Below are 24,212 nucleotides of genomic sequence, written 5' to 3'. Positions count from 1 at the left end.
CGGGCGATGTTTTCCAAATTGGAGTCATCAAGGCCACACGGGGCAGTGTCCAAAAACGAATCCTTAATGTAGATGGAAAGCCGACTAAGGATGAGAACCATTACTTAGGCATTAGTCAAGGCGAAGCCCGCACGGTTGAATTTAGAAATAACCCGCTAGTCGGGCTCGCCAATCTGATTGGAACGCTCAACAAGAATGAGGCCCTCACCCTAGGTGTGCCATCCCATCCGGGCATCAACCGGGTCTTTCCAAAGGACCAACTCGGAAAGCTAAAGAAATTTAGTAGTCTGAATACTCAGACTGCCATTAGTCGATCTAAAGAGTACTACCAATGGCCAGAAGATACGCATGCGGTTCTACTAGACCACGACCCTGAACCGAGTCAACCCGAGCTAGATGCTGATCAATTTTGGCAGGCGTTGGTGAGTTGTGTGCCCGAACTGGAAAGGTGCGGACGAGTGGTGACGATGTCCACTAGTAGCAGCATTTACGACAAGGCCACAGGGGCATGCCTTAAGCCAGCCACTGGACACCACACGTATTTAATGGTCCGTGGTGATGTTGAGCGGCTGAAGCGGATTCTCAAAGTTCGCACCTGGCTGAACGGACACGGCTTTCATAAGCTAGCGAGGGCCAATGCCCAAACCGGAGTCACGGCCATCCATCAACGAACGCTGGTAGATCTCTCAGTGTTTTCCGCAGAACGTCTGGTCTATGAAGCAGGTGCCATCGTCCCAGATGAATGGGAGCAACGCAGACCCGCACCACAACTATTTAAAGGAGACGTTCTGGATATTGACACCCTTCCAGAACCAACCCCTGAAGAATTGGCCGAAGTTGAGCACCGAATCAAGGAGAGCAGGAAGCTCAAAGAGCCTGAGCGCACCGCCAACGTAATAGAGCACATCAAAAAAGAGCAGCCAGACCTGACACCAGAAGAGTGCTCCAATCTGGCCAACGAACGAATCGAAACCGCTAACCAGGCGACGCTGGAGAAAGACCATACCCTTTACCTGAGTAACGGGCAGATCATTACTGCAGGGGATATCGGCCCTGACCACCATGGCCAAACACTGTGCGATCCCCAGGAACCGTCCTACCGAGGTGGGCGATCGGATGTGGCTCGAATTTTCTGCCAACAACCTGGCAATTGGACCATCACCAGCTTTGCTCACTCTCAAGACGTCGCCCCTCGGAAGTATCGCCCCGCCTGGAGTGCCGTGGCAAACGAAGCGGGCAAGACAGATGCGACGCTCAAGGCCGCCCATGCGCAAGTCAAAAAAGCGGCGGCCACGGCGGCAAAATGGGCGGCAGCGGTCGGCCAGGACTGCACCCCCCTGGATATCGCAACGTTACCGGATGTCAACACTGCCAAGGCTGAAACCCAGCGTTACCGTGAGATTGAGCGGAAACACCGGCAAACCCTTCTCAATAGTGCTCGGGGCAAAGCCATGCCTAACGACCGGGTCATCAATCCGGGTAGTGCAATGAACGAAGTAGACTTCGAGCGGATTGCCCGCTATGACGGCCCGGTCGTTATTTCAGGTGAGACCGGATGCGGCAAAACTGAGTTTGCAGCTCAACTGGCGGTCTATCTGCAACAACGCTATGGAAATCTGACGTACCACGGGGTCAGTCCGACGCAGACCTTATCGATTGAGAAAGCGGCCCGCTTCAGTGCAAAAGGGCTGACGATGAAGTCGTCTGCGGATGACACAGGGAACACGTTCAACCAGGGTGGCAACCTAGATACGCCTGCGGAGTCCCTTTATAAGATCAAAGGCCAGCGGGTGGACTATCTAGCGGCAGACGAGCCCGACACCTGGATATTGCGAGTGCTCAAGGGCCTATTGGGTGATGCCGCCGATCCGAACCTGGCCCAACTGCAAGCATTGATCAAAGAAGTCCCAGTCCAACTCTGGTTGAACGCCGACATCAATCCCATTACGGTCGATTTCCTTGCAGATATATCCGGCGAACCGGTCAAAGTGGTTGAGCTGATCCGCGAGCAGCCACGGAAACCCGTTAAGGTTGACCTCTTTTTAGATGATGAGGATGAACATGGGGAGACGATTTCGGGGGCAGGCGCGTTTTATCAGTCGCTGATCGATGATGCTCTGGCCGGGAAACAGATTCTGGTCTTGGCAGGCAGTGTTCGAAAGGCACGGGGCCTCAAGGGCTATTTCAATCACAAAAAAACGGCCTCTAAACTAAGACGAGCCCTCAAACAGGCGGGCGTACGCGTGGTGTTTCGAGACGGCACCTACTCAACTAAAACCCAAAAACGAGGGTTTGCGGCCAAGCCGGACGAAACAGTCCGCGATGCCCAGATTGTGATTCTGACCCGGCTGGCTGAAACCGGGATTGACCTGCAACGTGACTTTGATGTGGTGTACTGCGCCGCATCACCAAAAATGGCAGCCAGTTCTGTTAACCAATTCTTTAGCCGGTGCCGTAGTCTGTTGCGTGGCGATACCCCCAAACTGTGCGTATACAGCCCTCGCGAGTCGTTTACCAGTATTGAGCAGCTCACCGAGTCGTACTGGGCGGATAAAGAACGCCAGGAAAATCAGCGCTATCTGGCCCTGTTGAAAGGGGATACGACCAAGGTGAAGGAGCAGCTCAAAAACCTGGACTGGGCGATTGATTGGGCGGCTAAGTATGAAGCCTGGGCGGCACGACAACGGTTCTTTCGAACTGATCTGCTGCTCGATAAATGTAAGGCCCTCGACTGGTCTGTGCGAGAGGTACGCAGTGACCCCGGCACCAACAAAGCCATCAAAACCCTGCTGGATAAAAAAATCAACGCGGCGGAATGGATGCGGTGCCGAACCATCGCTCGCGGTAAACGAACGCTGGAGGACTACCAAACTATCACGAGAGAAGATGGAACATGCGTATTAGACGCGTTGGCGTACCGCTCAGCACTCCTCGACCCAACTGAGTCGGGTTTCATTCTGAATTGCCATCGGCGGAAGCTGGAGCTGAGTCGGTTATTCCCAGACTCTGCGTTGGAAAATAAAGAACTGATTCACACACTCGAAAATCAACAGGGGCTCTTAGCTCAAATGTTACTAAGAGCGGCAATTGAGCTGGGTTCCCAGAGTGACCAGGTAGCGCAGCTTATCCAACTTATCTCCGATGACCATCTGGAAACCCTGAGCCAGACCGGGATCCTACAGGGGTTGAAGGAGCTAAAGGGCTCTAAAGCCCTCCTGACCTTACAACTGGCCGATGGGGTGGGGCAGCACCGGATGGTTCAGCGCATCTTGAATGGCGTCGATGATGAGATTGCCCTGGATCGGGAAGATGTCATCGAGTTTGCCCAACTCTTGGCGGCCAATGCGGGGATGCTAAATCTCTGGTCCCAAAAATATTGGGGAAAAGAATTTGTCTGGGATGAAGACCCCATCAGTACGGTCTGCAAATTCCTCGATAAATATCTGGGAATTATTACGGCGTGTGCGAGGCAACCTTGGACCACTATTGATGGGCGCAAAAAACGCGTCCGCGTGATGCAAACCAACTTGAGTGAGAAGGGCCGAGCTGCTATCTCAAAGGAGGTCACTAAAAAACAGATCAAAGCGCAAGGGGTAACGCCGAGCGCTGAGACTCGGCAGGCGTTCACCGAGCAGGCATTAGAGCAGCTTGCGGAACTCAATCAGTTCATCGAGGGGTTAATTAAGTCTGCCGTGACCGGATGGCAGCAGCGTCTACACGCCTTTATTGCCAAGGACTCTGATGACAGCACAGTAAAAACAAGACCTTATCCAGAGGATCCTCTGTTTACTGTGCTGCCCGAGGGGACACCGCCACCTGATGGCCCAATCGAGAGGCTAAATTACCCGATAAAAGCTTGTCACCGTGATGCTGATCCACCCCCTGCCGGTATTCAACCCTCAAAATCTCAACAGTAGACCCTCTGAGATTGGATTTTTACAAAGTTCGTCCCAAGAACCCTTAGAATTTAGAACTTGCTAGCAGCCTAACTCAGCTGTACCGATTCAATTCGGTTGCCTACACGCCATGCTTTAACCCCTAGCTCTCTATAGATCAGATTTCTGTCGGCTTCCGGTATCCCCTGCCAGTAAACAGGGTCACTCATTGCTTGGGCTAGTTCCTGCAACTTATCGTGATCGATCTTATCGGTTTCCTCTGTAGAGCGTAGAGTGTTCAACCTGTCTTGGAGTTTGGTTATTACCTGGGCTGTCTCCACCATGGGCATTTGCTCATAAAGACTCTGGTATTGAGCAATCTGATTTTGTAGCTCCAGAACTTTGGGGTCTGTTATGGGTTCTTCTGGTTCTAGGGCACGTTGGGCTATGCTTTCGGCATGATTGGCGATGGCTTCTATGACCAGCGGCTCCACTAATTCATATTTGACTACCCCCTTATCTGGACATCCGTGGTTATTGGTCCCATGGCACCGGAAATAGTAGTAAGTTTTGGATTTCAGCCTCGCGCTCTTTTTTAGCTGTAGCCTAATAGTGCATCTTTTGCACCAGACCAGACCGGAACAGGCCCTAGAGGTTCCACCGCCACGGGATTGACCTTTTCTAGCTATGATTGCCCGGTGCTCTGCCTCTGTAATGATTGCCGGATGGGTGTTGTATCGGGGTTTGTTGACTCGTATACCGTCAATCACCTTGTCCACGGTATGCCCTAAGAGCATCGGATGTTTAAGCCATTGTCGTATCCATTTGGACGTGAAATCAATATTGTGCTCTCTCTTTAGCCACTGGCGTATCCGATCAGCACCCCATTTTTCCATAAGGAATTTATCTACCATTGCCCTGGCAATCGGCCCATGCTCAGGGTGGATCTGTAATTTGTCATCTACCCAGTGATACCCGAAGATGGGGTTACCACCCACCCTATGATTACTAGCTCTCTTCCAGGCTTTATTTTTGAGAATCTTTCGTCTAATTCTATTCCGCTCAAGCTTTCCGAGAGTGGACCGAAGATCCACCATGAACTCACTTTCAGGGTCCTGTACACTAATCAGTCCATCATTCAGAGAATAGAAGCGGACTCCAGACTTTTCTAACCTTCCAATCAACGCTGGAATTTCATTGTTACGGCCTATCCGATCTTGAGCAGTGACAACAACAATCACGTTTAAACCAGCGCCCAAACGTTTTTCTACATCTTCCTCAAGATCTAGCCAACCATTACGGGCAAAATCTTTACCTGATGCCCTATCAATATATATTTTTTGGCAGCCATACTCCCTTAGGCGTTGCTCTTGATTTTTGATACTGGTTGATTGTTGGTCATGGTCTGTTGATGCCCTTACATAACCGATCGGATAATCTTCCATAGTCTGTTTATCCCCTCTACAGGTGGGTGCATCCGCGCTATACATCGTCCTCCCTCCCTTGTGTTAAGTAGTTTGCCAGACGATCCAGTAATATTTTTTTGACTGTCGAGGAGAATGGGATCCCTATGAGTCTCTTTGGCTGTTGCGATGGTTCTGGTATCTGGAGATTATCGCCATCAGTTGCTTTAGTGGAAGGCGTTTTAGGCGTACTACTCATGACTCAGTCCCTCCTGCCAAAATAAATCTCTTGTTTAGTGATGTAGCGAGTGTAAATCGAGTACAATATGAAAAGTCTTTCGACTTTTGCATTACATTCATACTTGAGGGCCTCCTAAGTGTGGTCATCAACATTGGAAAACTCACGACTTGTCCTGGTGTAGGAACTTTGGAGCAAGGTGTGAGTTTTTTTCTGCCTCAAGACACCTTGCACAACTGAGTTTTCCAAAAACTACTGAAATAAAGGGTTTCAATTATCTGCAACCTGATTTGACAATCTATTACGGAAAAACGATTAAGAAAGAGATTCTCAGGGCGGTTCTCGGGGGACGCCACCCCATCTCCCCCTCCATTTACCGAGGAAGGTGTTCATCCCCCTATCTCCTCAATGGCTTTCATGGCGCTGACACGGTTGAGCAAGTCTTTTGTCACGGTCCATTGCCAGATCGCAGTGTCGATATCGTGCTCAGCGGTTTCAAACAGAATCGTTAATACGTCCAAGGGTGAATCAATGCCGATGATTCCCTCGTTGCTTAAGAATCCGAGTCGGATGCCGTAATCCTGTAGATGCCCGATGCGGATCCAGGTTTGAGTGACGAGCCGCTGTTGGTCTGGCTTGAGGGTATAGAAGCGCTTCTTGCGTTTCTTGATGTGGCGATTTGGAATCCCTAGATAGCGGGATACCGTCTTGAGGAGCCTCCAACAGGCGTGAGAGTAAACACTCTCTGGAGATGCTTGATGAGATCCTGGGCAAAGATTTTTAATTGTGCTATACATAGAGACGTAGTCCCTGGCTACACATCAGTTAACTTTTTGAGGAGTTCTCGAATTCGTTAGCTGTTCCTGCCGTCAGGAAACCAACTAAGAACCGCCTGACAACTCCTGACCAGGCGGTTTTTTGCTATGTGGCGACTTGCCGCTGAGACGCCGTATTCTGCTGGGGAGTCGTGTTCCGCTGAGACGTATTTTCCTGCTGAGGAGCTGTATTTGCGGAGATCAGACTTCTCAAGCGAGCCGTCCGGCTTTCACCTTGTTGGCTATCAATTTTGCGAATGTCACGAGCGCTCAGACGGAACGAATAGATTTGGAGGGGTTCGCTACTTTTTCTCATGGTTCAGTTCCTACTTGATTGGGTTGCATAGATGATGGGAGATGCGGAGAACAGCCAGGCAATCGCCCTAACAGGAGTGGTGTACCTGAGGTACAACTAGAGTAATCTTAATAGACACACTAGACTACACTTAATGGCATTACTTAAGGCCAATAGAGATATATTGGCCTTTGCGTGTTCTCTTATAGTAAGACTAACTTACAGTTAAGACTACGGCAACCCTTATTTTTTGAAGTTATCTCACAGCTGATAAGCAATTACAGGCTTCTTGGCGATTGATTGACTAAAGATTCAGCTTACGGCAAGGACTACATAAAGTCTCTAAAGCCAAATAACGGGTCGATATGACGGATTCTCGACGCATCCGCTAGGTGAATCCGGTATCCCGTCGCGCGCTGAGGCCTGAAATGTGAATTTTCTGTGATGTCTGATTACTTGGAGAGCTCAACGCATTCTCGCCATATGGTCAGACGACCGAGTGCTGTTGCCGCCGTTGGTCATTGTCCTCACGCAGTAGACCTGCCTCTGCATAGGCACCCCTGAGACTATCCAGGCTGGATTTTAGTTGTGAAATCCGTTGATAGGCCTCTGAGCGCAGTCACCAGGGTCAGCACCTGTTGATTACCCTGGCTGCACTCAGCGACCCAGTAAGCGGCCATCACTTCCAGGGTCAAGGCATGAAATCGGATACTGCCTCGTCGGCCATCGATCTCTAACATTGACACTGCACCCTATATAGATAATCGCTTTGCGTCTGATCACAACGTAAATGCCAGCGGCTGAGGGTCAATGGTTCGTATCTTTGTAGTCAACAGTAGGCAAGGAGAACGGATCAAGCTGTTCCACGCACTGAGGTGTGTTCTGGGGGCGATTGCTGGTAACCGTCGTTGACGTCATTCCTCTGCCCTCCGCTTATCGACACGTTCATCGACTGTTGGCAACTCGTCTCCTCTCGCGACAGCCGCTAGCCATAAATCAACCGCCTGCTCCAAGGCTTCGCTAATGGTCGTCTCTTCCGTGGTGACTCCAATTTTGAAGGCTTTGATTTTGTGCTTAGGGATGTGGCCCGTTAGCTGCCCATAGTTTTTATCCAAGCTGCGTCCACCGGCCATGTTTTCAGTCGTTACCTGCATTTCATCGGCTCCAGTATGCCGGATAGTTTGTTGACTTGCATTGTTTGCAAGCTAAAAAGCCTGCCAGCTAATGAGCTTTTTAGCCTATATAGCCTATATAGCTAATTAAGCTTATTTAGCTATATAGGCTTGCAAGTATTAAGACTTATGCTATAACGGTAACAACGAGATGACACGTTCTGCGAATTCGACGGTAATCGTTGCATCTGTTGCATTCCGGCAGTTATTGGCAATCGCCCTCAAATATCGACACAACAATCCTTTGAAGCCTGTTGAGGTAAAAATATGACCACTACTGTGATGACAAGACCTGCAGAATCTGCAGTAAAACAACGCTCTTGCCAGGCGCTGTTCCCGGTCGGCGAAGACTGTGGGAATGGGGCCTTGAAATTAGCCACATCCCTGGGTGAAAGCCGCTTAGATAGCTATATCGTTTACACAAAAGAGCGCTTGTCCCTGGGGCTAACCGCTGGGTATGTGGAGTACCTGGAGGGTGACCGCGATGACCTAATTGGCAAGCAATGGATTGGTGGGATTAATGCCTACTACCACGCCCCTAACGCGGTTCTGCGAGTCACCGATGACCGTTACGGCAAAGTCGATCTGGGCCTGCAACTGCTGCTGTCTGCTGTGTCATTGATGCCCCATCGGGATGAATGGCATTTGTCCATTGCCAGCAGTGTCCACGATGGCCCTGTCCTTGGGAAGGGGGTTAAAGCGGCCAAGGAAGGTCGCCATCAGGTGCGATTCAACAATCGTGACACCGTTGTGAATATCGAGGTGTGTGCGGTCCTAGAGGAAGGTACGGGAGCTGTTATTCACTATCAGAAACAGGCGGATTTCACCAACGCCATTGTCTATGACCTGGGGAATGGAACCCTGATTTACTCTCACTTCATTGGCCTGGCGATGAGTGATCGAGGGTATTCCGATGGGGGTGGCGTCGAGAGCTTGATTGATGCCATTGCTTGCAATCCCATCGTCCGAGAGAAATTGCTCAAAGAGGGTGATCGGCACCTCATCCGGGCTGGCATTGAGGCCACCAAGTTCACCTATGGCACCCAGTATCCGGGTTGGCACTTTGCCGACGCTTACAAGCAAGCATTACCTGCCTGGGTGAACACCGTGCTTAAGCCATTGCTCAGAAAGGCAGAAACCGCGACAGATAGCGCCACAGCATTGATTGCCATTGGTGGTGGGGCGTGTCTCCCTGGGATTGTCAAACTGTTATCCAAGCGCAACATTAAGGTCTTGCCAGACCCCCAGTGGGCCAATGTCCGTGGTCTCTATGCCTATGCCCGCAACTATGTTGCCAAGCAGGAGGTGAAGTAGTGCGCGTATCCATTGATAAAGGGTTTGACCCACTGATTAAGAAGGTGATGGCCAACATTCAAACCACAGAGCCACGCCTGGCGGTGCAACACATCATTGGCCTATGGGCAGAGTCCCAGCAACAACTAGTGAACAGTGATGGCAATGTCGATGCGGCCAAGCTTGAAGAGGTGTTGGACGACATAGAGCTGGACCTGGATTCCGTTCAACAGCACGGCTAAAGCAGAGAACAGAAAACAAGAACAGAAAACGTTCGCGTCGGTGACCCCCTATGAAAACCCAACCTTTTATCCATACTCGCACCCACCAAACCGTTGCCCTGCCTGTCCTGGGCCATGGGTTTGTATTCTCGCCGGTCCCTGGCGTGAAGCCTGCTATCTGGACCGTCGATGGGCTCAAGGCACTCGGCTTCTTCATGGCCTCCAATCACACCCACTGGCTGCCTCCGGCGAGGTATCCGCGCAAGCTGATTACCCGAACTACCCAGAGAGAACGTCGCGGAGCTTTAACGTACTAGAGACCGCAGTCATTGCCTGTCGTGATGAGCTGGCGAGGGGGTCGGCACCCGCACCCCGTCTCCTCTGTTATTCACCCCCAATCATCCGTATTCAGGCTGTGTTTGCCCATCTCATCGAGAGGAGCGTCTTGCTACCCAGGATTGGGCATTGATCAGGTTATCAATCAGGAAGAGAACCATGAAGACGACAACATATGGGCTCTATAGCCGCGAATCCCTGCACAGGCTAGAGCACTACCGGCCCACCCATCATTGGTATTGGGCCTTAAAACGCAAGGCCGATACTGAGGCGCAATCACAGCCCATGACTGGCGTGGGTTGGCCCAGCACGCTGCCGAGCGTAGATTTGAAACTGTTTCGGGAGTAGAGAAGAGAGATGAACACCCGTACTCCAAAGGTCAGAGACACCTACAGAGCTGAAATTTGGTTGAATGCAGCCCAGGTCTCATTTCTCGACTCTCTTTATCCCGATGAGGAGCTACCCATCCAGGTCGGGCTCCTGATCCGAGATGAGATGAGGGCGAGCCGTCGTAATACGCCTGGAAAGCCTGATCCAATCGCCTCCCAGGGCACGGTGGTGGCGTTACGACCGGCAAAGCGACCGGCCAAGCGACCGGCCATGATGCGACCCAGAGCTACAGATAGGGCTGAGCTTTCTAAGGTGCCTGTGAATGAGTCTTCTGGCCCCCTTGAGCCTACGAAGGTCCCGGTGAAGGCGTCTAAGCTCCCGGTGGCTCCCAAGACCGCTGTGGCTACTCCGCCTAATCCAGTTACTCCGCCTAAGCATTTCCCTGAGCCGTCCCAGCCTGCTCCTGCCCCCACTCAGCCTTCTCCCCCTTCCTCTCCCCAACCCTCATCTGCCAAGCTCCAGGCCAGGCCTTTCATTGGCAAAATCCACCTCGATAACCCGATCTCTCAATTGCAGGAAATCTGCCACAAACATCAGGTGCGACTGCCTGACTATGCCTTTGGCCATTGTGAGGAAGGCTTCTCCTGTGAGTGCCAGGTGAAAGTGTTGGGTAAACAGCTGGCCACCACGGGCTCAGGCTCCAACAAGAAATCGGCCAAGCGAAGTGCTGCGGTGGCTGCCTTGAAACAGCTGGGGTACTCGTGAACGGAGCGATAACCAGACTTGTTCAAACAGACAAATCAAACCCGTAATCAACCAGTTAAAAAGTCAATAAACATCTTTCCAAAAGGAGCGATCTAATCTCATCGCTCCTTTTGATTTTGGCTCAATAGCTGTTTCAGGGAGGTTGCTAACTTCAAGATGAGCAGGGTAGTGTCAGGGAATAAAGCCCCCGGTCAGACTACCTATGCTAACGCTTTCTAAGTTAATCGATGAGAACAAATGCTACGAGACTATTCGCACGATGCGTTGGCCTGAGGGCGTTTGCTGCATTGATTGTGGCGCGAAAAGCATTACCAAACGAGGGAAGCATGATACCTATTCGGCACGGCAACGCTATATCTGTGGTGAGTGTGGTCGTCACTTTGATGACTTAACCGGCACCCTCTTTGCCGGTCGTCATCAACCGTTACATATCTGGATAGCGTGCCTATATTTGATGGGTCTCAATGTGTCTAATCAACAAATTGCCGAAGAGTTGAGTCTGCATAAAGATGATGTCCATCAGATGACGAGTGAATTACGTCAAGCGGTGGCCGATAAGCGTCCAGAAGTCCAGTTATCAGGAACGGTGGAGTTTGATGAAGTCTATGTGACAGCAGGCCATAAGGGGCAGCCAGAAAAGGTCAAAAAAAAGGGCGTAAGGGACGCAGACGGAAACTCAAAGGGCTTCGGGGGCGCGGTACGCTCGAAACGGAAAAACCGCCGATCTTCGGGATGATTCAGCGAGGCGGAGAGGTGGTGATTAAAATGCTGTCGAATGTTCAACAACAAACCATCAAACCGATTATTCAGTCAATAGTAGAACCTGGCACCCTTATCTATACTGATGAGTATGACATCTACGCTCGCTTAGAGAGTTGGGGCTATACTCACAAAAGTGTTTGCCACAGTGCCGGAGAATATGCCCGAGATGACGATGGCGATGGATTCTGTGAAGTCCATGTCAATACGATGGAAGGCTTCTGGTCATTGCTGCGGTCATGGTTGAGACCCCATCGAGGCATCTCACAAGAAAAATTACCGATTTATTTGGGGTTCTTCGAATTTGTACACAATGCCAGAAAACGGGGTAAAGCCTTGCTAGGCAGTCTATTGACTACATTGCTTGTCTAGCTCCCTGAAACGTCGATTGAGCCTTGATTTTTAGATAGTTTTCTAAGGCAATCTCCACAACAAAAATATCTGTCACTCTAAAAAGTCTTATGTGATGATCACTATTTTGTTACTCACTCAAAAAAGTTTAGTAAGGAATTTTCACTTACCTATTTTCAACGGAGTAATGGGCCTTACCAGATTCCTTACCGCCTTCCTTACTGGGGAAGGAATCCTTACACCTACCATTACAGGGTCATTACAGCCCCTTACTAAGCCATTTTCCGGGTAAGGAATCAGTAAGGCGCTGGTAATGAGGAGGGCTGATTCCTTACACCTCCCATTACATATACATTACGGCTCCTTACCAAGAGCTAGATCCGGGTGAAATCCGTGGTAAGGCCAGTAATGCAGTAAGGCGTCAGAAAGGCAAAAGTAAGGGTCTCAGTAAGGATTCCTTACACCGCCCATTACACATGCATTACCCGGATCGGGTGATTTCCTTACTGGAGAGGGGTGCATTCCTTACACCGCTGATGTAATATACATTACCGCCTTACCAGGGGGAAGGAAGGAGGGTGAGAGGGTTACTGATAGAAACTAGAGGTTTGTAGGGATATTTATTAGTAAGAAATAAGAGGTTTAGCTATTGATAAATAGGGCTATAAAATTGGAAATCATTGTTGATCGTGAGCAGGCAGGCAGAAAGGCCAGGGGCAGCCATTTCAGATACTTGTTTTGGGTAAGTCGCTACCAAGAAGATGTAGCAACGTAAGGCAGAAAGTGTAATGTGAGGGTTGCCCATCCTCATCCCCATCTCAGCCAATACGTCTCACACAGGAACAGCAACTGGCCTTGCTCGATTGGCACCCTATCTTCATCACCTGGTGTCCTCATTTCGAAATGCCGATCACTCAACCGCCAACCTCAACCGCCAAGAGTGCACCTGCCATTGCCCTTAATCCTTCTGCCCTCGAAAAATACACGGGTCAAGGCGAAAGTAAAGAAAATTAAATACAGTTCGCTGAAATTTGCCCCTTGGCAGTCATTGGCTCTGCATCCTGTAAACATGCCCCTTCAAGGGAATACAGAATTCCTCATTTAAGGGCACTCTAGGCACAGAGGGCAGACATACTGCTCCATCAACCTATGAGTAACGTCTATAACAAAGCAACCCTCGATGCCTGACGCATCGGGGGTTATTCAATGAGGGGAGTCTTCAGCTGATGTGCTCGCCTAGATACCCATCAATCATCAATCCATCAGGGTAAGCGTGATCTGGGAATGACTTTAGATGCTCACCCACACAGACAACGCTCCTCGCACCATCATCACTCGCAACAACGGGATTCTAAAAAGTAATAACTACTGGATGGATGAGGCGATAGTTTTTCATCACTCCTTTCAACTTTCAGATATTTTTTAGGGAAGTTTCCAAAAGAAAACTATCACTCTCCCAAAGAAGGTGATGTAGTGATCAAATAATAATTACGTCACTAAAAAAGTTTAGTAAGGATTTTTCACGAATAAATTTTGTACTTTTTCCAACGAAGTAACAGGCGTTACCGCCACTGTTACCGCATCTGTTACTTGGAACAAAAGTGTTACACCCACTGTCGCTTGGTCGTTACCGCCTGTTACTAGCCTGTTTTTCCAGTAACAAGGCTGGTAACAGGTGACCTAAAGTGTTACGACCCCTGTCGCTTGGGCGTTACCGAGATCGGGAAGAGGCTAAGATAGGGCAGTATCCCAAGTAACAGACAGTCCTTAGTAACAGACTGAAAACGCCTTTTGAGTGTCCGTGTTACTGGACTGTTACGATGCTGTCGCTATTGCGTTACGGCGTTCGGTAACGTCTGATACAAATGAAGGTGAAGTGTTACGATGCTGTCGCTATTGCGTTACGGCGTTACCAGGTAAGGAAAGTGGAGGTAAAAGGCTTTCTGTTAGAAACTTTGGGATTGTAGGGGTATTTATTGTTAGGAATTAGGATTATTAATAAGTAGTAAATACGGGTTTATTTTTGAGGATTCTATTAGGAATTAGCAGGAAAGTTAGGGAAGAAAGAGTGAATCTCAGGGTTATTTGTATATTTTGCTACTAAATTAGGGTGACGATGCCAGGCAGCAAAAGGTTACCTAAGGGGGTACCTAAGGGGGTACCTAAAAGGGCACCTCATGGTGATCTAAAGGTGATCGCATGGGTACCTCAAGGTGATCGCACGGACCCCTCAGAAATATCCCAGAGATATCTAAAAGGATCCCAGGAGGATCCCAGGAGGACCCTCGGAGGACCCTCGGAGGACCCTCGGAGGACCCTCGGATAACTTTTGGGCGACCACTGGGCGACCCGTGGGCGACCCTCGGATAACTTTTTCTGAAATGTGAACTGTATTTTGCGTGTAATGTGACAGTCAGTGTGCCAGCCACGGGGGTGTGAGTGAGTGTGATCCACTGGGTGACTATGTATCCCTATGTCCCCTTTTGTTCCCCTGTGTCTGCCAGAGTCTTTGAAACCGTCAAAGGTAAAACGCGATCTCAACTCTTCAAGCCTCAGGGTGTTACCCAGAAAATTTCTGGGCGATATGCTTATAAGGTGTTTCTCCAGAAAGTTTCCGTATCGTTAGTCGTTAGCTGGCAACGGAGTTTCCGAATGTCAAATCCTGTCACTGACCACTATGAGAATCATCTTGCTCCGATCTACTCTTGGATGGTGGGCGATTTTGAGGCTGCGTGCTCAGCCGCAGACGATTTCTACGCCGAGATAGATCTTCCGGCTGGTGACGGACGCATTGCGGTCGATCTTGGGTGCGGGCATGGCGTACATTCAATCCCGATTGCTCGACGAGGCTACCGTGTCATCTGTCTCGACTCTTCGAAGCAATTATTGTCTGAGCTTGATTCCGTCACAGGCGATTTGCCGATCCAGACAGTTCAGGCTGACCTAACGGATTTCCCAGCTCATCTAGACACTGCAGCCACATCGCTGATCACCTGTATGGGCGATACATTGACCCATCTACTATCTTGCGACGCGGTCGATCAGCTGATCCGTGACGCTGCCCGGAGTTTGCGACCGGATGGGCTATTCATAATTTCATTCCGTGACTACGCGACCCATGAATTAACTGGATCAGAACGATTTATCCCTGTCCGATCTGACGATAGACGAATACACACGTGTTTTCTGGAATACCGAGAGGACGCGGTTCTGGTTCATGACATCATCCATTCGTTGGGTGATTCGACATGGCATACCTCTGTCAGCGCGTATCCAAAACTTCGACTACATCCAGACCGGGTTGTCACGACAGCAGAGTCTTCCGGGCTTGCTGTAGTTCATCGGTCCGTTAATCGTGGAATGCTGTACCTTGCGTTCAAGCCTTCTCCAATCGCAGACGCGAGATAACAATGCCATGTATCTGAGCCGCGAAGCCGGGCGTTTCCAAATGGGCAATCACTTGTCGCGACTCGGTGACTGCGAACGTTATGTCACTTTCGCGCGCGCGCGCCCTACCGAGTACCATGCCTAATTGTCGTTATGCCTCAAGGTAAAAAAGCCCATGTCTAACCAAACCTTCTGGAATGAGCGCTACATAACTGAGAAATATCTTTACGGGAAGGAGGCCAATACGTTCTTGGTAGAAAACGTAGATTTGCTGAGTGGGCCAGTTCTTTCGCTATCTGAGGGCGAAGGACGGAATGCTGTTTTCATGGCGTCACAGGGGTTAAATGTTCTCGGTGTGGATTGCTCGGAAGTCGGATTAGAAAAAGCGCAATTACTGGCCAAATCTAAAGGCGTCGCGATCGAAACCGAGGTAGCCGATCTCGCCCACTATCAGCCGAAAGAACACCATTATGGCTCCGTGGTTTCCATCTCTGCACACTTACCCAGCCATATCCGCCTCCGGTTATATCCCCTTGTCGAAGCCGCGCTTAAACCCAATGGAATTGTTCTACTTGAGGCTTACTCAGAAAACCAGTTAGCAAAGGATACTGGTGGCCCAAAAGATATTGATATGCTTATGTCTGTTGCAAAACTGCGTCAAGAATTCCCAAATCTGACCCCAATTCTGGCTCAAGAACTTGAACGTGAAGTATGCGAAGGGGACGGTCATACTGGCCTGGCATCGGTGGTTCAATTCATTGCTAGAAAAGAGGTCTAACAACACCTTGCCGCCAACCTATCTGCTGCTACTTCCCTTCGCTCGTTTGCTCTATTGGTCCCCTAACCAGGGCATGCAGTCACTTTCTCTCGCACCCCCATGCCGAATTGTGATTTCTTTGCGTACGGCGACGACCATCGTTTCATCCTGGAGCACCTCTTCGAGACGATGCCGTGTCGCATCTTCGAGCTGGCCTCCGCGTTTGATACTGAAATCACAGAATTTCGCTCACTGTCTGATGTCGAACGCCGATATCAGATTAACGATTGGTCGCAGGGACAACACCCGACACTTTATCTGCAACTCTATGCCGAAGGTGCAGACGGCAAGGTCAGTTTCCGGCGCGATACCTTGAATCCCAAAGCAGCATGTAAAGGTGCCACGTACCGGTATTCCTGTCACGGATGGGGCCTCATTCAGCTCTATCTCGAATCGCCGCGAAACGGGAGCCTTCGCCACTCGCACACCAACCACAATTCAGAAACGCGGGCACGTAACTGGGCGACGACCTATACCGAGCTGGGGGACCAGCGGACTGGAATTGGGCGATGGTGAATGCCTGCTCGCGCAAACTAAATCGGTGTATCCGCAAGTCTGGGGTCGAAAAACGAGGCTCTCGTGTGATCCTTCCGCAGGCGGCATCGTTTTTTGCCGCCTTACCATCAAGGGATCTGTAGGGCTTGGGAAGGATGGGATGGCAAATGTGGAGGCAGCGGAAATTGCGATCGCACTCCTTTTAGGCAGCAGCACTAAGATTCAGTGAGCCAAGGCAAATTCTGCCAACAACCACCCTTGTGACTCCCATCACCACATTTCCTCAGCCAATCTCAGAAACCCCTTAAGCAACCTTCAGTTAGCGGTCAGATAGCGTTCAGGTAGCCCCGGCATTCTTGTAATCAATGAAGCAAGTCCAATACTTCACTGATACACAAGGAGCTTTAACCATGAAACGCACACTTCTTTCCGCCTTAACTGTTCTCGTTGCCTCCGCTGCGATCGCACCCATTGCCGCCGCCGTTGAGCCCGCTAGCTTCAATATTCAGTCCGCTCGCCTCGAAGCGCTAGACGCCCGCACTAAGAACACTGTCCACAAACTACGCCTTGAGCACCTCAACAACCAAACCAAGGCTATCGAAGATATTCAAGCTGCTCGGCTAGACGCTCTTGATGCTCGTACCAAAGCTGTCGAGGATATCCAAGCTACTCGCTTAGATGCCCTGGATGCTCGCACCAAGAACAGCGTTCATAAGCTACGTCTGGAGCACCTGAACAACCAATCTAAAGCCGTTGAGGATATTCAAGCCGCTCGTTTAGAAGCGTTGGATGCTCGGACTAAGGCTGTTGATAACATTCAGGAAGCCCGCTTAGACGCACTGGATGCGCGTACTAAGTCCGTCCGCTAACAGATGCTGAGCTGTTGCGGTACTCGGCCTAACAAGCTTGGGTGCCCGGTACAGACTCCGTAATCTGTGAAAAGCTTCATTCTCAGGGCACCCTTTTCCTACTCAGACTCTCCGTACAACACACACTCTAAGCCTCTGCCGATTGGTAGGGGCTTTTTTGTGGGAGGGGGTAAAGCCCCAATCCGCTAGTAAGTAGAGTGCGGATGAACCACACTCACACTCGCCCGCATCGATTGAGGTCTCAGCAGGGTTAATCATCACTGGCTCCCCTCGCCTTGAGGAGTCAACAATCTGGACTCGATAGCTTCCCACTCCTTGCGAGAAACACGAACAGCCGCATTTTTGCAATCGATGATTAGCTTGACTGCGTAGAGGTATTTTTCTAGGGCTTGGGCTTCTTCAAGTGAGATCGTGACTACATTTAAGTGAAAGAGCATGCGATACGTCTCAATTAGTTGATTAGCAAAAGCGCACCATTGATCAAAACTAGACGATCTAGAAGGCAATTGTTTCTCCAGCTCTTCCAGTTTCTTCAAGAGCGCATTGATTTCGCTGTCGCTAGTACTTGCAATGTTGCTGGCGATAGCGATAGCGATAGCAATGGGACTGACAATATGGATATCGGCAGGCCTACTTCTAGCGTTCCTGTTGGCTTCGGCAATGGTGATGGCGATATCCATGACTTTAGCCTTGGCGGTGGTACGGTTGCTGACTCTCGCTCCAGAGTTGTTAATGCTCTTAAAGATATTACTAGCCACACTACTGTTGCTGGCATTGGCAATAGCAATGGCAATGTTACTGACTTCATCCATGAGACGAGGGCTAGCGATATTAATATCGCTGATTCTAGTCCTAGCGTTATGGTCAGATCTATGAATTTGAATGGTTTTGATCTCAATATTGTTAATGGCCTGGGCGCTGTTAACAGCGGATGCCAAAAGTAAAGACCTTGAAGCTACCAACTGGTTAGTAGGTTGTGGTTTAGGAGTCAGACGTATTGTCCACCTCAAGAAATCTTGAAGTTTGGTCGAGTAGGGTGTTTCTCTGACAAATTCATCCGCCTGCTGCATCATAAACCCCCAAAGTTCTTGGCTGCGTTCTTCTAGCAAACCTGATACCAACAGAAATACTTCCCGCCAACGCTTATCTGTCAAATGCTCACTGACCAGTTCTTGCATCAGATTGTTTTTACTAATGTATAGAGCTGTGAGATATTCTTGCAGAGTGAGATGGGAGAACGAATAGGTATCGACAGCCCGTTCTACAAGAATACCTTGCTGAACCTCAATGGCTTTTAGAATGGCTAGACCATTTAAATACTCTGGAGCACCTAGAGTTTTGGCTAGGTATGTAGTGATACGATTGGTAATATCTGATTGCGAGAAGAAAAGACGATCTTCCTTAAAACTAGTGTAGGCAATTTCGCTGAGGGATTCTTTTTCTAGCTCCGGATGAAGGTTCTCGTAAATAGGGGCACGTTCTAGCCGTTTCTGAACTGTCCATTCGCTCAGCAGAAGATCTAAGGCGTATTTGTAAAGGGCGCTGCGTTGGTTTGGCAGCCTTTTTTCTCGGTCGTAAATTGAACATAAAACCGTCAAAAGTAAGGGTGTTTGCGCCAGTTCTTTAGCAGCTTTGTTTTGAGGCTGTTGTAGTAGCTCCCAATAGTGCTTAGCTGTCTCAGTCTGTTGGTCTATCTCAGATTGAAACCACAGGTGAATGAATTGTTTGATTTGTTTATCATCAAAGTCGGCAATGGTGACATTGGTGAACTGTTTGAGACTACTACGATAGGCCGCTGTACGACAAGATGTAACAATCGTATTTTTTTTGTATTGGGTCGCAAAGTCTTCGATTTTTTCCATGACGAGACTCATATTGTGGCTCGGAATCTCATCCAGGCCATCGAGCAGGAGCAGCAACTTACCTTGCTTGAGGGATTCTACCGTAAATGCTTCAGAATCTGGGAAGCCGCAAATTGCAAATTCTTTAGCGATCTTAGCCACCAAATCGATACTCTCATCTCTAAAGGTTTTGAGTTCGAGAAAAACTGGAGTTTGGTCCCTCTTAAACTGGCCTTCCTGACCTTTAAGTGCTTCTAACCCGAGCTTTTTTAAGAATGTACTTTTACCAGTACCAGGTTCACCCAGGACCGTCAGGTATCGCTCTTCCTGAGCGATACTCATACCATCATGTCGGATATTGGTTGTCTGAAAACTACGCTTATTTTGATTCCGGTAGAGCTGTTCTGGACCATCTGGCGGGGCAAAGTAGCGTCGGCTGCGATCGTCCAGAAATTTGACCGCTGTATAGATTGAGTCTAGGGGGATAGAATCTTTCATCGGCCCCAGCATAGTCTTGATTTGTCCGTGACGAGCTTCGTAGTTCTTATTGTATTCCTGTGAGGCTTTGAGAACGTTCTCTACCCTTCGGGCATTTTCTCGGCCTTCACGAATCTGAGTGCCTTCGACGTTCCCAGCAACATAGCCACCACCAAACTGGGTACCTCGCATATCATACTTATCTCCTCCAGATGTAGAATGTCTCGGCGTTGCGTCTTCTTTGGACGTTGGGAAATAGGAATCTATGGATCTGACGAGCATATCAAAGCCATCAGTTTCAAAGTAATTAACCCATTGAAGATCACGAAGGTTGACTCCATAATCTTCCTGACGAAGCTCTGGGATTTCACAGGCATCCAAGCGAAGTGGAATCAGATAGATTTTTCCGGTCGGCATCTCAGCACACTTACTCAAGGCAAGCTTAAATTCTTTCTGGACATAACCTTTCTTGATCACAGACTGCTGAGATAAGCAAGCTAAACATATGTCACTATTTTGAATAGCTCTAGGTATCTCAGACCGCCAATTCTGCCCTGGAAGTAAATCTTTTTTGTCTAGCCAAGGCTGAAATCCTTTTTCCTGTAGACGATCGTATAAATTGATAACGGCTTCTTTGTTTTCACTGGCATGAGCCAAAAAGATACGAATCATCTACTAAAAAGGGCTATCAGCACATTAAGGAAGAATGGGACCCTAGGACTTAGCAGTCAGGATTATTTCTATACATATACTCATTAAAGCTGGTTGAGTTGCTATCTGTCACTATCCCAGGAGCCAGGCATCCCAGGCATATAGATTCAGCTTCACGCAGAGTGCCGTCATACAGATCGACTTGCATAAGCATGCTCTCGCCCTAGAGATTCCATAACTTTTTCAAAGAAATACCGGCTGCTCCCTATTACTACTCCAACCCTCATACTCATCTCAGCAACTCACCAACACACTAATCCTGCTACCCCTCTGGTTTCTGCCAGTGCTCAATCAACGACTTGAGCACTGGGCCGTAGGGGATATCTTCAAGAGCATCACTGCCAGAAGATTGAAGCGCACTGATAAATCGTTCACGACGGGCAGGTGGGATTAATGTATTCAGGTAAGCCATTTGATCAGCCTCGGTCGCTGTGGTGTTTGACGTTTCTAACTGTTTGAGGATGTTTTGGATTTCAGCTGCAGCCTCAGTGAGTGAGAGCATTTCAGCAACAGTGTTATTGATAGCTCCACCAATCTGATCACCTTGAACCTTATCAGTCACCCCACCAGCTACGTGGGCACCACGAAAGTCATACTTCGGCCCCTGCTGGCTAGCCATCGTAGTGAGGACGCCCATCAGAGTTGCTTTTTCCTGGCGTTCCGCTGCGATCAAGCGTTGAATCTCGTCTGAGTGTTGTTCGCCTTGAAGACGAAGTTGCTTCTCATAATGAGCTTCGATTTGTTTGAGTTGACTTTCGTAAAGCTGTTTAACTTTGCTCTCAATTGCCGATTTATCGGCACCTTCAGCGACTTCTACACGAACAACAAAAGCGCCACCACGTTTCTTTTCGATGGCTTGGATAGAGAGGTCTTGATCAGTGTATTGGCTACGGAGGTCTTGGAAAGATTGAAAGAAGGCTTGCCAGTCGATACCATCAGAGAAAACCAGATCAACTGTGTTGAGCGACCTTTGCACAAGAGCAACAAACTCACCAGCTTGAAAGAAATCGTTGGCATCACTTGGCCGACGTTCATTATTTCCTTGCAGCAAGAAAAAGTAATCGCAAGTGACGTTGCTGAAGTTGGTAGATGTACCAATGTTCCATTCCTGAATACAGGCTCCAGTCAAATTCGACTCAGTAAAATTAGCTTCTAAGGCTGATGCTCTTGTGAAATCAGCGCCTACTAGAGAGGCATTGATAAATTTTGTCCTAATCAGCGTTGAATGTCCTAAATGAGCATTGGTTAAATCAGCTTCCGTAAAGTCCGCATGGGTGAGATTAGCACCGGAAAGAAACGTATTATTGAGCTTAGCGTTACGTAAATTAGCCCCATTTAAGCGAACATCAGGTAAATAAGCATCCCTTAAATTAGCTTCCTCAAGATTTGTTCTTTCAAGATTTGAGTTGTGAAGAAACGCCCATTCGAGATTGGTCTTAGTTAGATTGGCATCGGTCAGATTGAGATCGCGAAGTTCTGCCGAGCTGAGATCGGGCTCAATGTCAGCATTTTCTACTCTCCATTGATTCCAGACCTGCACTCCCTGCTTCAGCCGCTCTAAATGCCCAACATTAGCCACTCCACAACCCTCAACTCAGCAACTTGGTCGACACACCCAACCCCTTCTTCTTCCCTTCAACAATAATCCTCAAAATTTCCAGCGCTGGCTAATCCTTCTCAATACTCATCCTCATAAAAGCCCACTCAATCTAAACTTGCGACACTTCAGACATAGGCACATTCAGAGCTTAATCCAGCTAGGCTAAATCAGCCACAAGCCCTGTAGCACCAATAGCAAGTTCTGATGCGATCGCATGGTTGTACGAGTGGAAAGTAGAAAGTAACCGCCGATCGCAATACCCTACCGCCGATAGCACTTTCCCACATGGCTGACCTCAGGAGGATGACTTTGACTTGGCTGTAGGATAGCTTCTGGCTGGCTGGCTTTCAGTCTGTGAGACTCTGATGCAGCTTCGTAGCTCATCGATAGTCGCTTGTGCTGCTCCAGTATTAAGCCAAGCGTCACGTTTCCTGCCACTGACCAAGAAAACTAGCTTTAATGGGGTATAGATACAGAAAACGGCTCCCAACCGCCAAGTTAGAGCCGCTTTCTGGATGTGTTTGAAACTGATAGCCCTATGGTAACTGATGGTCCAGATATTTTTGGCTCATGCCCATGAAGATAAAGTTGCTGTTATTGACTTATACAACCGTCTAAAGGCTAGAGGATTCAAACCCTGGCTAGATAAGGTTGATTTACTGCCTGGTCAAAGCTGGCGAGCCGAAATTCCCAAGGCAATCCGAGGAAGTGATGTATTCATTGCTTGCCTGTCGCAGCAGTCCATACATAAGCGAGGCTATGTACAGCGGGAGTTTAGAATGGCCCTGCAGGAAATGGCCAATAAACCGGCAGGGCAGATTTACTTCATTCCACTTCGCTTAGATGATTGCCAAATTCCAGAGCTTCGACAGGAAGACTATGGCATAAGCTTTATTGATTATCAGTGGCTAAATTTTTTCGAGCCCGATGGATTTGAGCAATTAGTCAGGGTTATTGAATATAGTTTCCCCAATGCCCTGAATAGACCCAAATCTGAGTCCAAAGCCTCCCTTGAGAAAGAGATTGCACAATTAAGGAAAGCGCTTGAGTCGCTAGCAACAAGACTCTCAACATCTGAGCGCACCGAGCGCAATGTATTTATATTCAATAATTCTCAGTTTGCTGGAGGCTTCGCTGAAACTGTACAGGGATCTCAGAGTGGTGGAACAATTAATAATCAGACATTTGATAAAGCTATATCTACTAACTCAGCTCCTAATGCAGTGCCAAAGCAGACTAATACTTCGCCATCATCACTGCCAACATTCTCGTTTGAGGTCGTGAAAGTTAATAGCACAGGAGATATTAAGAGCCGTGAAGAAAAAACAACAGAGTACTATCGAGAAAACCTAATTAATGGCGTTTATTTAGATTTAGTGAAAATTCCAGGAGGACGCTTTTGGATGGGTTCTTCCGAGAGCGAAGCTGGACGTTTGGACGATGAAGCACAGCATAAGGTACAGGTGCCTGTTTTTTGGATGGGAAAGTATCCGGTGACTCAAGCTCAGTGGCATTCGGTGTCGTTGTTGGATGATGTAGATAGAGCGTTGAAGCCTGATCCATCACACTTCATAGGCGATAATCGTCCAGTTGAGTGTGTGTCCTGGTATGACGCGGTTGAGTTTTGTAAGCGTCTCTCTGTCCATACAGGTCAGAAGTATCGTCTCCCAAGTGAAGCTGAGTGGGAATACGCCTGTCGAGCCGGGACGACGAGTCCATTCTATTTTGGACCTACGATAACCACTGAATTGGCCAATTATCGAGGAATTGACCGGAAGTTTAGAAACAAAATTTACTCAGGCTCTTATGGCGCTGGTCCAAAAGGTAGCTTTCGAGAGCAGACAATGGATGTGGGCAGTTTCTCGCCTAATAAATTTGGCCTCTACGATATGCACGGTAATGTCTGGGAATATTGTCAAGACTACTTGCATAACAATTATGCAAGTGATCCAATCGATAGGGATATAGGGGGCACAAATGACAATGAGGCCTATCGTGTTATGCGTGGGGGCTCTTGGGGTGATCGTCCTAGGAATTGCCGCTCTGCTAACCGCTGCGACTGTGCGCCCGATGAATTCGGCAACTTTACGGGTTTTCGAGTTGCCTGTTCTAAACTGGCAGACTCCAGTGCGCCAACAAAATGATAAGGAAACAAATCAAAT

18 protein-coding genes and 1 pseudogene are annotated in these 24,212 nt (G+C 48.8%); 12 read left to right on the top strand and 7 right to left on the bottom strand.

The features are described from left to right. The first annotated feature begins 215 nt into the window (after positions 1–215). The gene (locus U2F10_RS24280; RefSeq protein WP_499873513.1) at positions 216–3,917 is read left to right on the top strand and encodes a hypothetical protein; all 3,702 of its coding nucleotides are present in this window, start codon (positions 216–218) and stop codon (positions 3,915–3,917) included. A 68-nt stretch (positions 3,918–3,985) separates the two neighbouring features. On the opposite strand, the gene U2F10_RS24275 is transcribed toward U2F10_RS24280, so the two are convergent. The 5 genes from U2F10_RS24275 to U2F10_RS24255 all read right to left on the bottom strand — a co-directional run bounded on the left by U2F10_RS24275 (position 3,986) and on the right by U2F10_RS24255 (position 7,780). Continuing rightward, the gene (locus tag U2F10_RS24275; protein WP_499873512.1) at positions 3,986–5,365 is read right to left on the bottom strand and encodes a recombinase family protein; all 1,380 of its coding nucleotides are present in this window, start codon (positions 5,363–5,365) and stop codon (positions 3,986–3,988) included. A 540-nt stretch (positions 5,366–5,905) separates the two neighbouring features. Next, positions 5,906–6,313 (bottom strand): hypothetical protein, encoded by a 408-nt coding sequence (locus U2F10_RS24270; protein WP_499873511.1) that lies wholly within the window; start codon positions 6,311–6,313, stop codon positions 5,906–5,908. A 124-nt stretch (positions 6,314–6,437) separates the two neighbouring features. Then, positions 6,438–6,647 (bottom strand): hypothetical protein, encoded by a 210-nt coding sequence (locus U2F10_RS24265; protein WP_499873510.1) that lies wholly within the window; start codon positions 6,645–6,647, stop codon positions 6,438–6,440. A 545-nt stretch (positions 6,648–7,192) separates the two neighbouring features. After that, on the bottom strand, positions 7,193–7,372 hold the full coding sequence (locus U2F10_RS24260) for a hypothetical protein (protein WP_499873509.1): 180 nt from the start codon (positions 7,370–7,372) through the stop codon (positions 7,193–7,195). Positions 7,373–7,540: 168 nt separating this feature from the next. Beyond that, positions 7,541–7,780, bottom strand: coding sequence for a hypothetical protein (locus U2F10_RS24255; RefSeq protein ID WP_499873508.1), 240 nt, complete (start codon positions 7,778–7,780; stop codon positions 7,541–7,543). 285 nt (positions 7,781–8,065) lie between these two features. On the opposite strand from U2F10_RS24255, the gene U2F10_RS24250 reads away from it, so the two are divergent. The 10 genes and pseudogenes from U2F10_RS24250 to U2F10_RS24205 all read left to right on the top strand — a co-directional run bounded on the left by U2F10_RS24250 (position 8,066) and on the right by U2F10_RS24205 (position 17,421). Further along, on the top strand, positions 8,066–9,112 hold the full coding sequence (locus U2F10_RS24250; protein ID WP_499873507.1) for a ParM/StbA family protein: 1,047 nt from the start codon (positions 8,066–8,068) through the stop codon (positions 9,110–9,112). After that, a complete protein-coding gene (locus U2F10_RS24245) occupies positions 9,112–9,333 on the top strand; it encodes a hypothetical protein (RefSeq protein WP_499873506.1) in 222 nt (73 codons plus the stop codon). Before U2F10_RS24250 ends, U2F10_RS24245 begins: the two co-directional genes overlap by 1 nt. 50 nt (positions 9,334–9,383) lie before the next feature. Continuing rightward, entirely contained in the window at positions 9,384–9,629 is a 246-nt protein-coding gene (locus tag U2F10_RS24240) for a hypothetical protein (protein WP_499873505.1), read from the top strand. 178 nt (positions 9,630–9,807) lie between these two features. Then, complete coding sequence (locus tag U2F10_RS24235) at positions 9,808–9,996, top strand: hypothetical protein (RefSeq protein ID WP_163671287.1); 189 nt, start codon at positions 9,808–9,810, stop codon at positions 9,994–9,996. Between the two features lie 9 nt (positions 9,997–10,005). Then, on the top strand, positions 10,006–10,743 hold the full coding sequence (locus U2F10_RS24230) for a double-stranded RNA binding motif domain-containing protein (protein ID WP_499873504.1): 738 nt from the start codon (positions 10,006–10,008) through the stop codon (positions 10,741–10,743). 202 nt (positions 10,744–10,945) lie between these two features. Beyond that, a pseudogene (locus U2F10_RS24225) lies at positions 10,946–11,874 on the top strand (IS1595 family transposase). Between the two features lie 2,472 nt (positions 11,875–14,346). Beyond that, on the top strand, positions 14,347–15,261 hold the full coding sequence (locus U2F10_RS24220; protein ID WP_499873503.1) for a class I SAM-dependent methyltransferase: 915 nt from the start codon (positions 14,347–14,349) through the stop codon (positions 15,259–15,261). 154 nt (positions 15,262–15,415) lie between these two features. Next, positions 15,416–16,018, top strand: a complete 603-nt coding sequence (locus U2F10_RS24215) for a class I SAM-dependent methyltransferase (RefSeq protein ID WP_499873502.1) — start codon at positions 15,416–15,418, stop codon at positions 16,016–16,018. Between the two features lie 99 nt (positions 16,019–16,117). After that, positions 16,118–16,573 (top strand): hypothetical protein, encoded by a 456-nt coding sequence (locus tag U2F10_RS24210; protein WP_499873501.1) that lies wholly within the window; start codon positions 16,118–16,120, stop codon positions 16,571–16,573. 389 nt (positions 16,574–16,962) lie between these two features. Continuing rightward, positions 16,963–17,421, top strand: coding sequence for a hypothetical protein (locus U2F10_RS24205; RefSeq protein ID WP_499873500.1), 459 nt, complete (start codon positions 16,963–16,965; stop codon positions 17,419–17,421). A gap of 257 nt (positions 17,422–17,678) precedes the next feature. Here U2F10_RS24205 and U2F10_RS24200 read toward each other — a convergent pair whose 3' ends face one another. Both U2F10_RS24200 and U2F10_RS24195 read right to left on the bottom strand, forming a co-directional pair. Next, positions 17,679–20,411 (bottom strand): TIR domain-containing protein, encoded by a 2,733-nt coding sequence (locus tag U2F10_RS24200; protein WP_499873499.1) that lies wholly within the window; start codon positions 20,409–20,411, stop codon positions 17,679–17,681. Between the two features lie 301 nt (positions 20,412–20,712). Further along, positions 20,713–22,029, bottom strand: coding sequence for a pentapeptide repeat-containing protein (locus U2F10_RS24195; protein ID WP_499873498.1), 1,317 nt, complete (start codon positions 22,027–22,029; stop codon positions 20,713–20,715). Positions 22,030–22,598: 569 nt separating this feature from the next. On the opposite strand from U2F10_RS24195, the gene U2F10_RS24190 reads away from it, so the two are divergent. Then, positions 22,599–24,194 carry an SUMF1/EgtB/PvdO family nonheme iron enzyme gene (locus U2F10_RS24190; RefSeq protein WP_499873497.1) on the top strand — a complete coding sequence of 532 codons (1,596 nt, stop codon included), beginning with the start codon at positions 22,599–22,601 and terminating at the stop codon, positions 24,192–24,194. Positions 24,195–24,212 lie beyond the last annotated feature (18 nt).

Origin of the sequence: Leptothoe sp. EHU-05/26/07-4, assembly GCF_043421015.1 — a bacterium.
In the GTDB taxonomy this organism is placed as follows: Bacteria; Cyanobacteriota; Cyanobacteriia; order Phormidesmidales; family Phormidesmidaceae; genus Leptothoe; species Leptothoe turfae.
The sequence above is the reverse complement of the archived record's forward strand: the minus strand, read 5'-3'. Positions and strand labels throughout refer to the sequence as shown.

What these genes read in the sequence shown, in the direction of transcription:
- U2F10_RS24275 (WP_499873512.1), bottom strand. Translation starts at nt 5,365, where the DNA reads ATGTATAGCGCGGATGCACCCACCTGTAGAGGGGATAAACAGACTATG.
- U2F10_RS24270 (WP_499873511.1), bottom strand. Translation starts at nt 6,313, where the DNA reads ATGTATAGCACAATTAAAAATCTTTGCCCAGGATCTCATCAAGCATCT.
- U2F10_RS24265 (WP_499873510.1), bottom strand. Translation starts at nt 6,647, where the DNA reads ATGAGAAAAAGTAGCGAACCCCTCCAAATCTATTCGTTCCGTCTGAGC.
- U2F10_RS24255 (WP_499873508.1), bottom strand. Translation starts at nt 7,780, where the DNA reads ATGCAGGTAACGACTGAAAACATGGCCGGTGGACGCAGCTTGGATAAA.
- U2F10_RS24250 (WP_499873507.1), top strand. Translation starts at nt 8,066, where the DNA reads ATGACCACTACTGTGATGACAAGACCTGCAGAATCTGCAGTAAAACAA.
- U2F10_RS24240 (WP_499873505.1), top strand. Translation starts at nt 9,384, where the DNA reads ATGAAAACCCAACCTTTTATCCATACTCGCACCCACCAAACCGTTGCC.
- U2F10_RS24235 (WP_163671287.1), top strand. Translation starts at nt 9,808, where the DNA reads ATGAAGACGACAACATATGGGCTCTATAGCCGCGAATCCCTGCACAGG.
- U2F10_RS24230 (WP_499873504.1), top strand. Translation starts at nt 10,006, where the DNA reads ATGAACACCCGTACTCCAAAGGTCAGAGACACCTACAGAGCTGAAATT.
- U2F10_RS24215 (WP_499873502.1), top strand. Translation starts at nt 15,416, where the DNA reads ATGTCTAACCAAACCTTCTGGAATGAGCGCTACATAACTGAGAAATAT.
- U2F10_RS24210 (WP_499873501.1), top strand. Translation starts at nt 16,118, where the DNA reads ATGCCGAATTGTGATTTCTTTGCGTACGGCGACGACCATCGTTTCATC.
- U2F10_RS24205 (WP_499873500.1), top strand. Translation starts at nt 16,963, where the DNA reads ATGAAACGCACACTTCTTTCCGCCTTAACTGTTCTCGTTGCCTCCGCT.
- U2F10_RS24200 (WP_499873499.1), bottom strand. Translation starts at nt 20,411, where the DNA reads ATGATTCGTATCTTTTTGGCTCATGCCAGTGAAAACAAAGAAGCCGTT.
- U2F10_RS24190 (WP_499873497.1), top strand. Translation starts at nt 22,599, where the DNA reads ATGGTCCAGATATTTTTGGCTCATGCCCATGAAGATAAAGTTGCTGTT.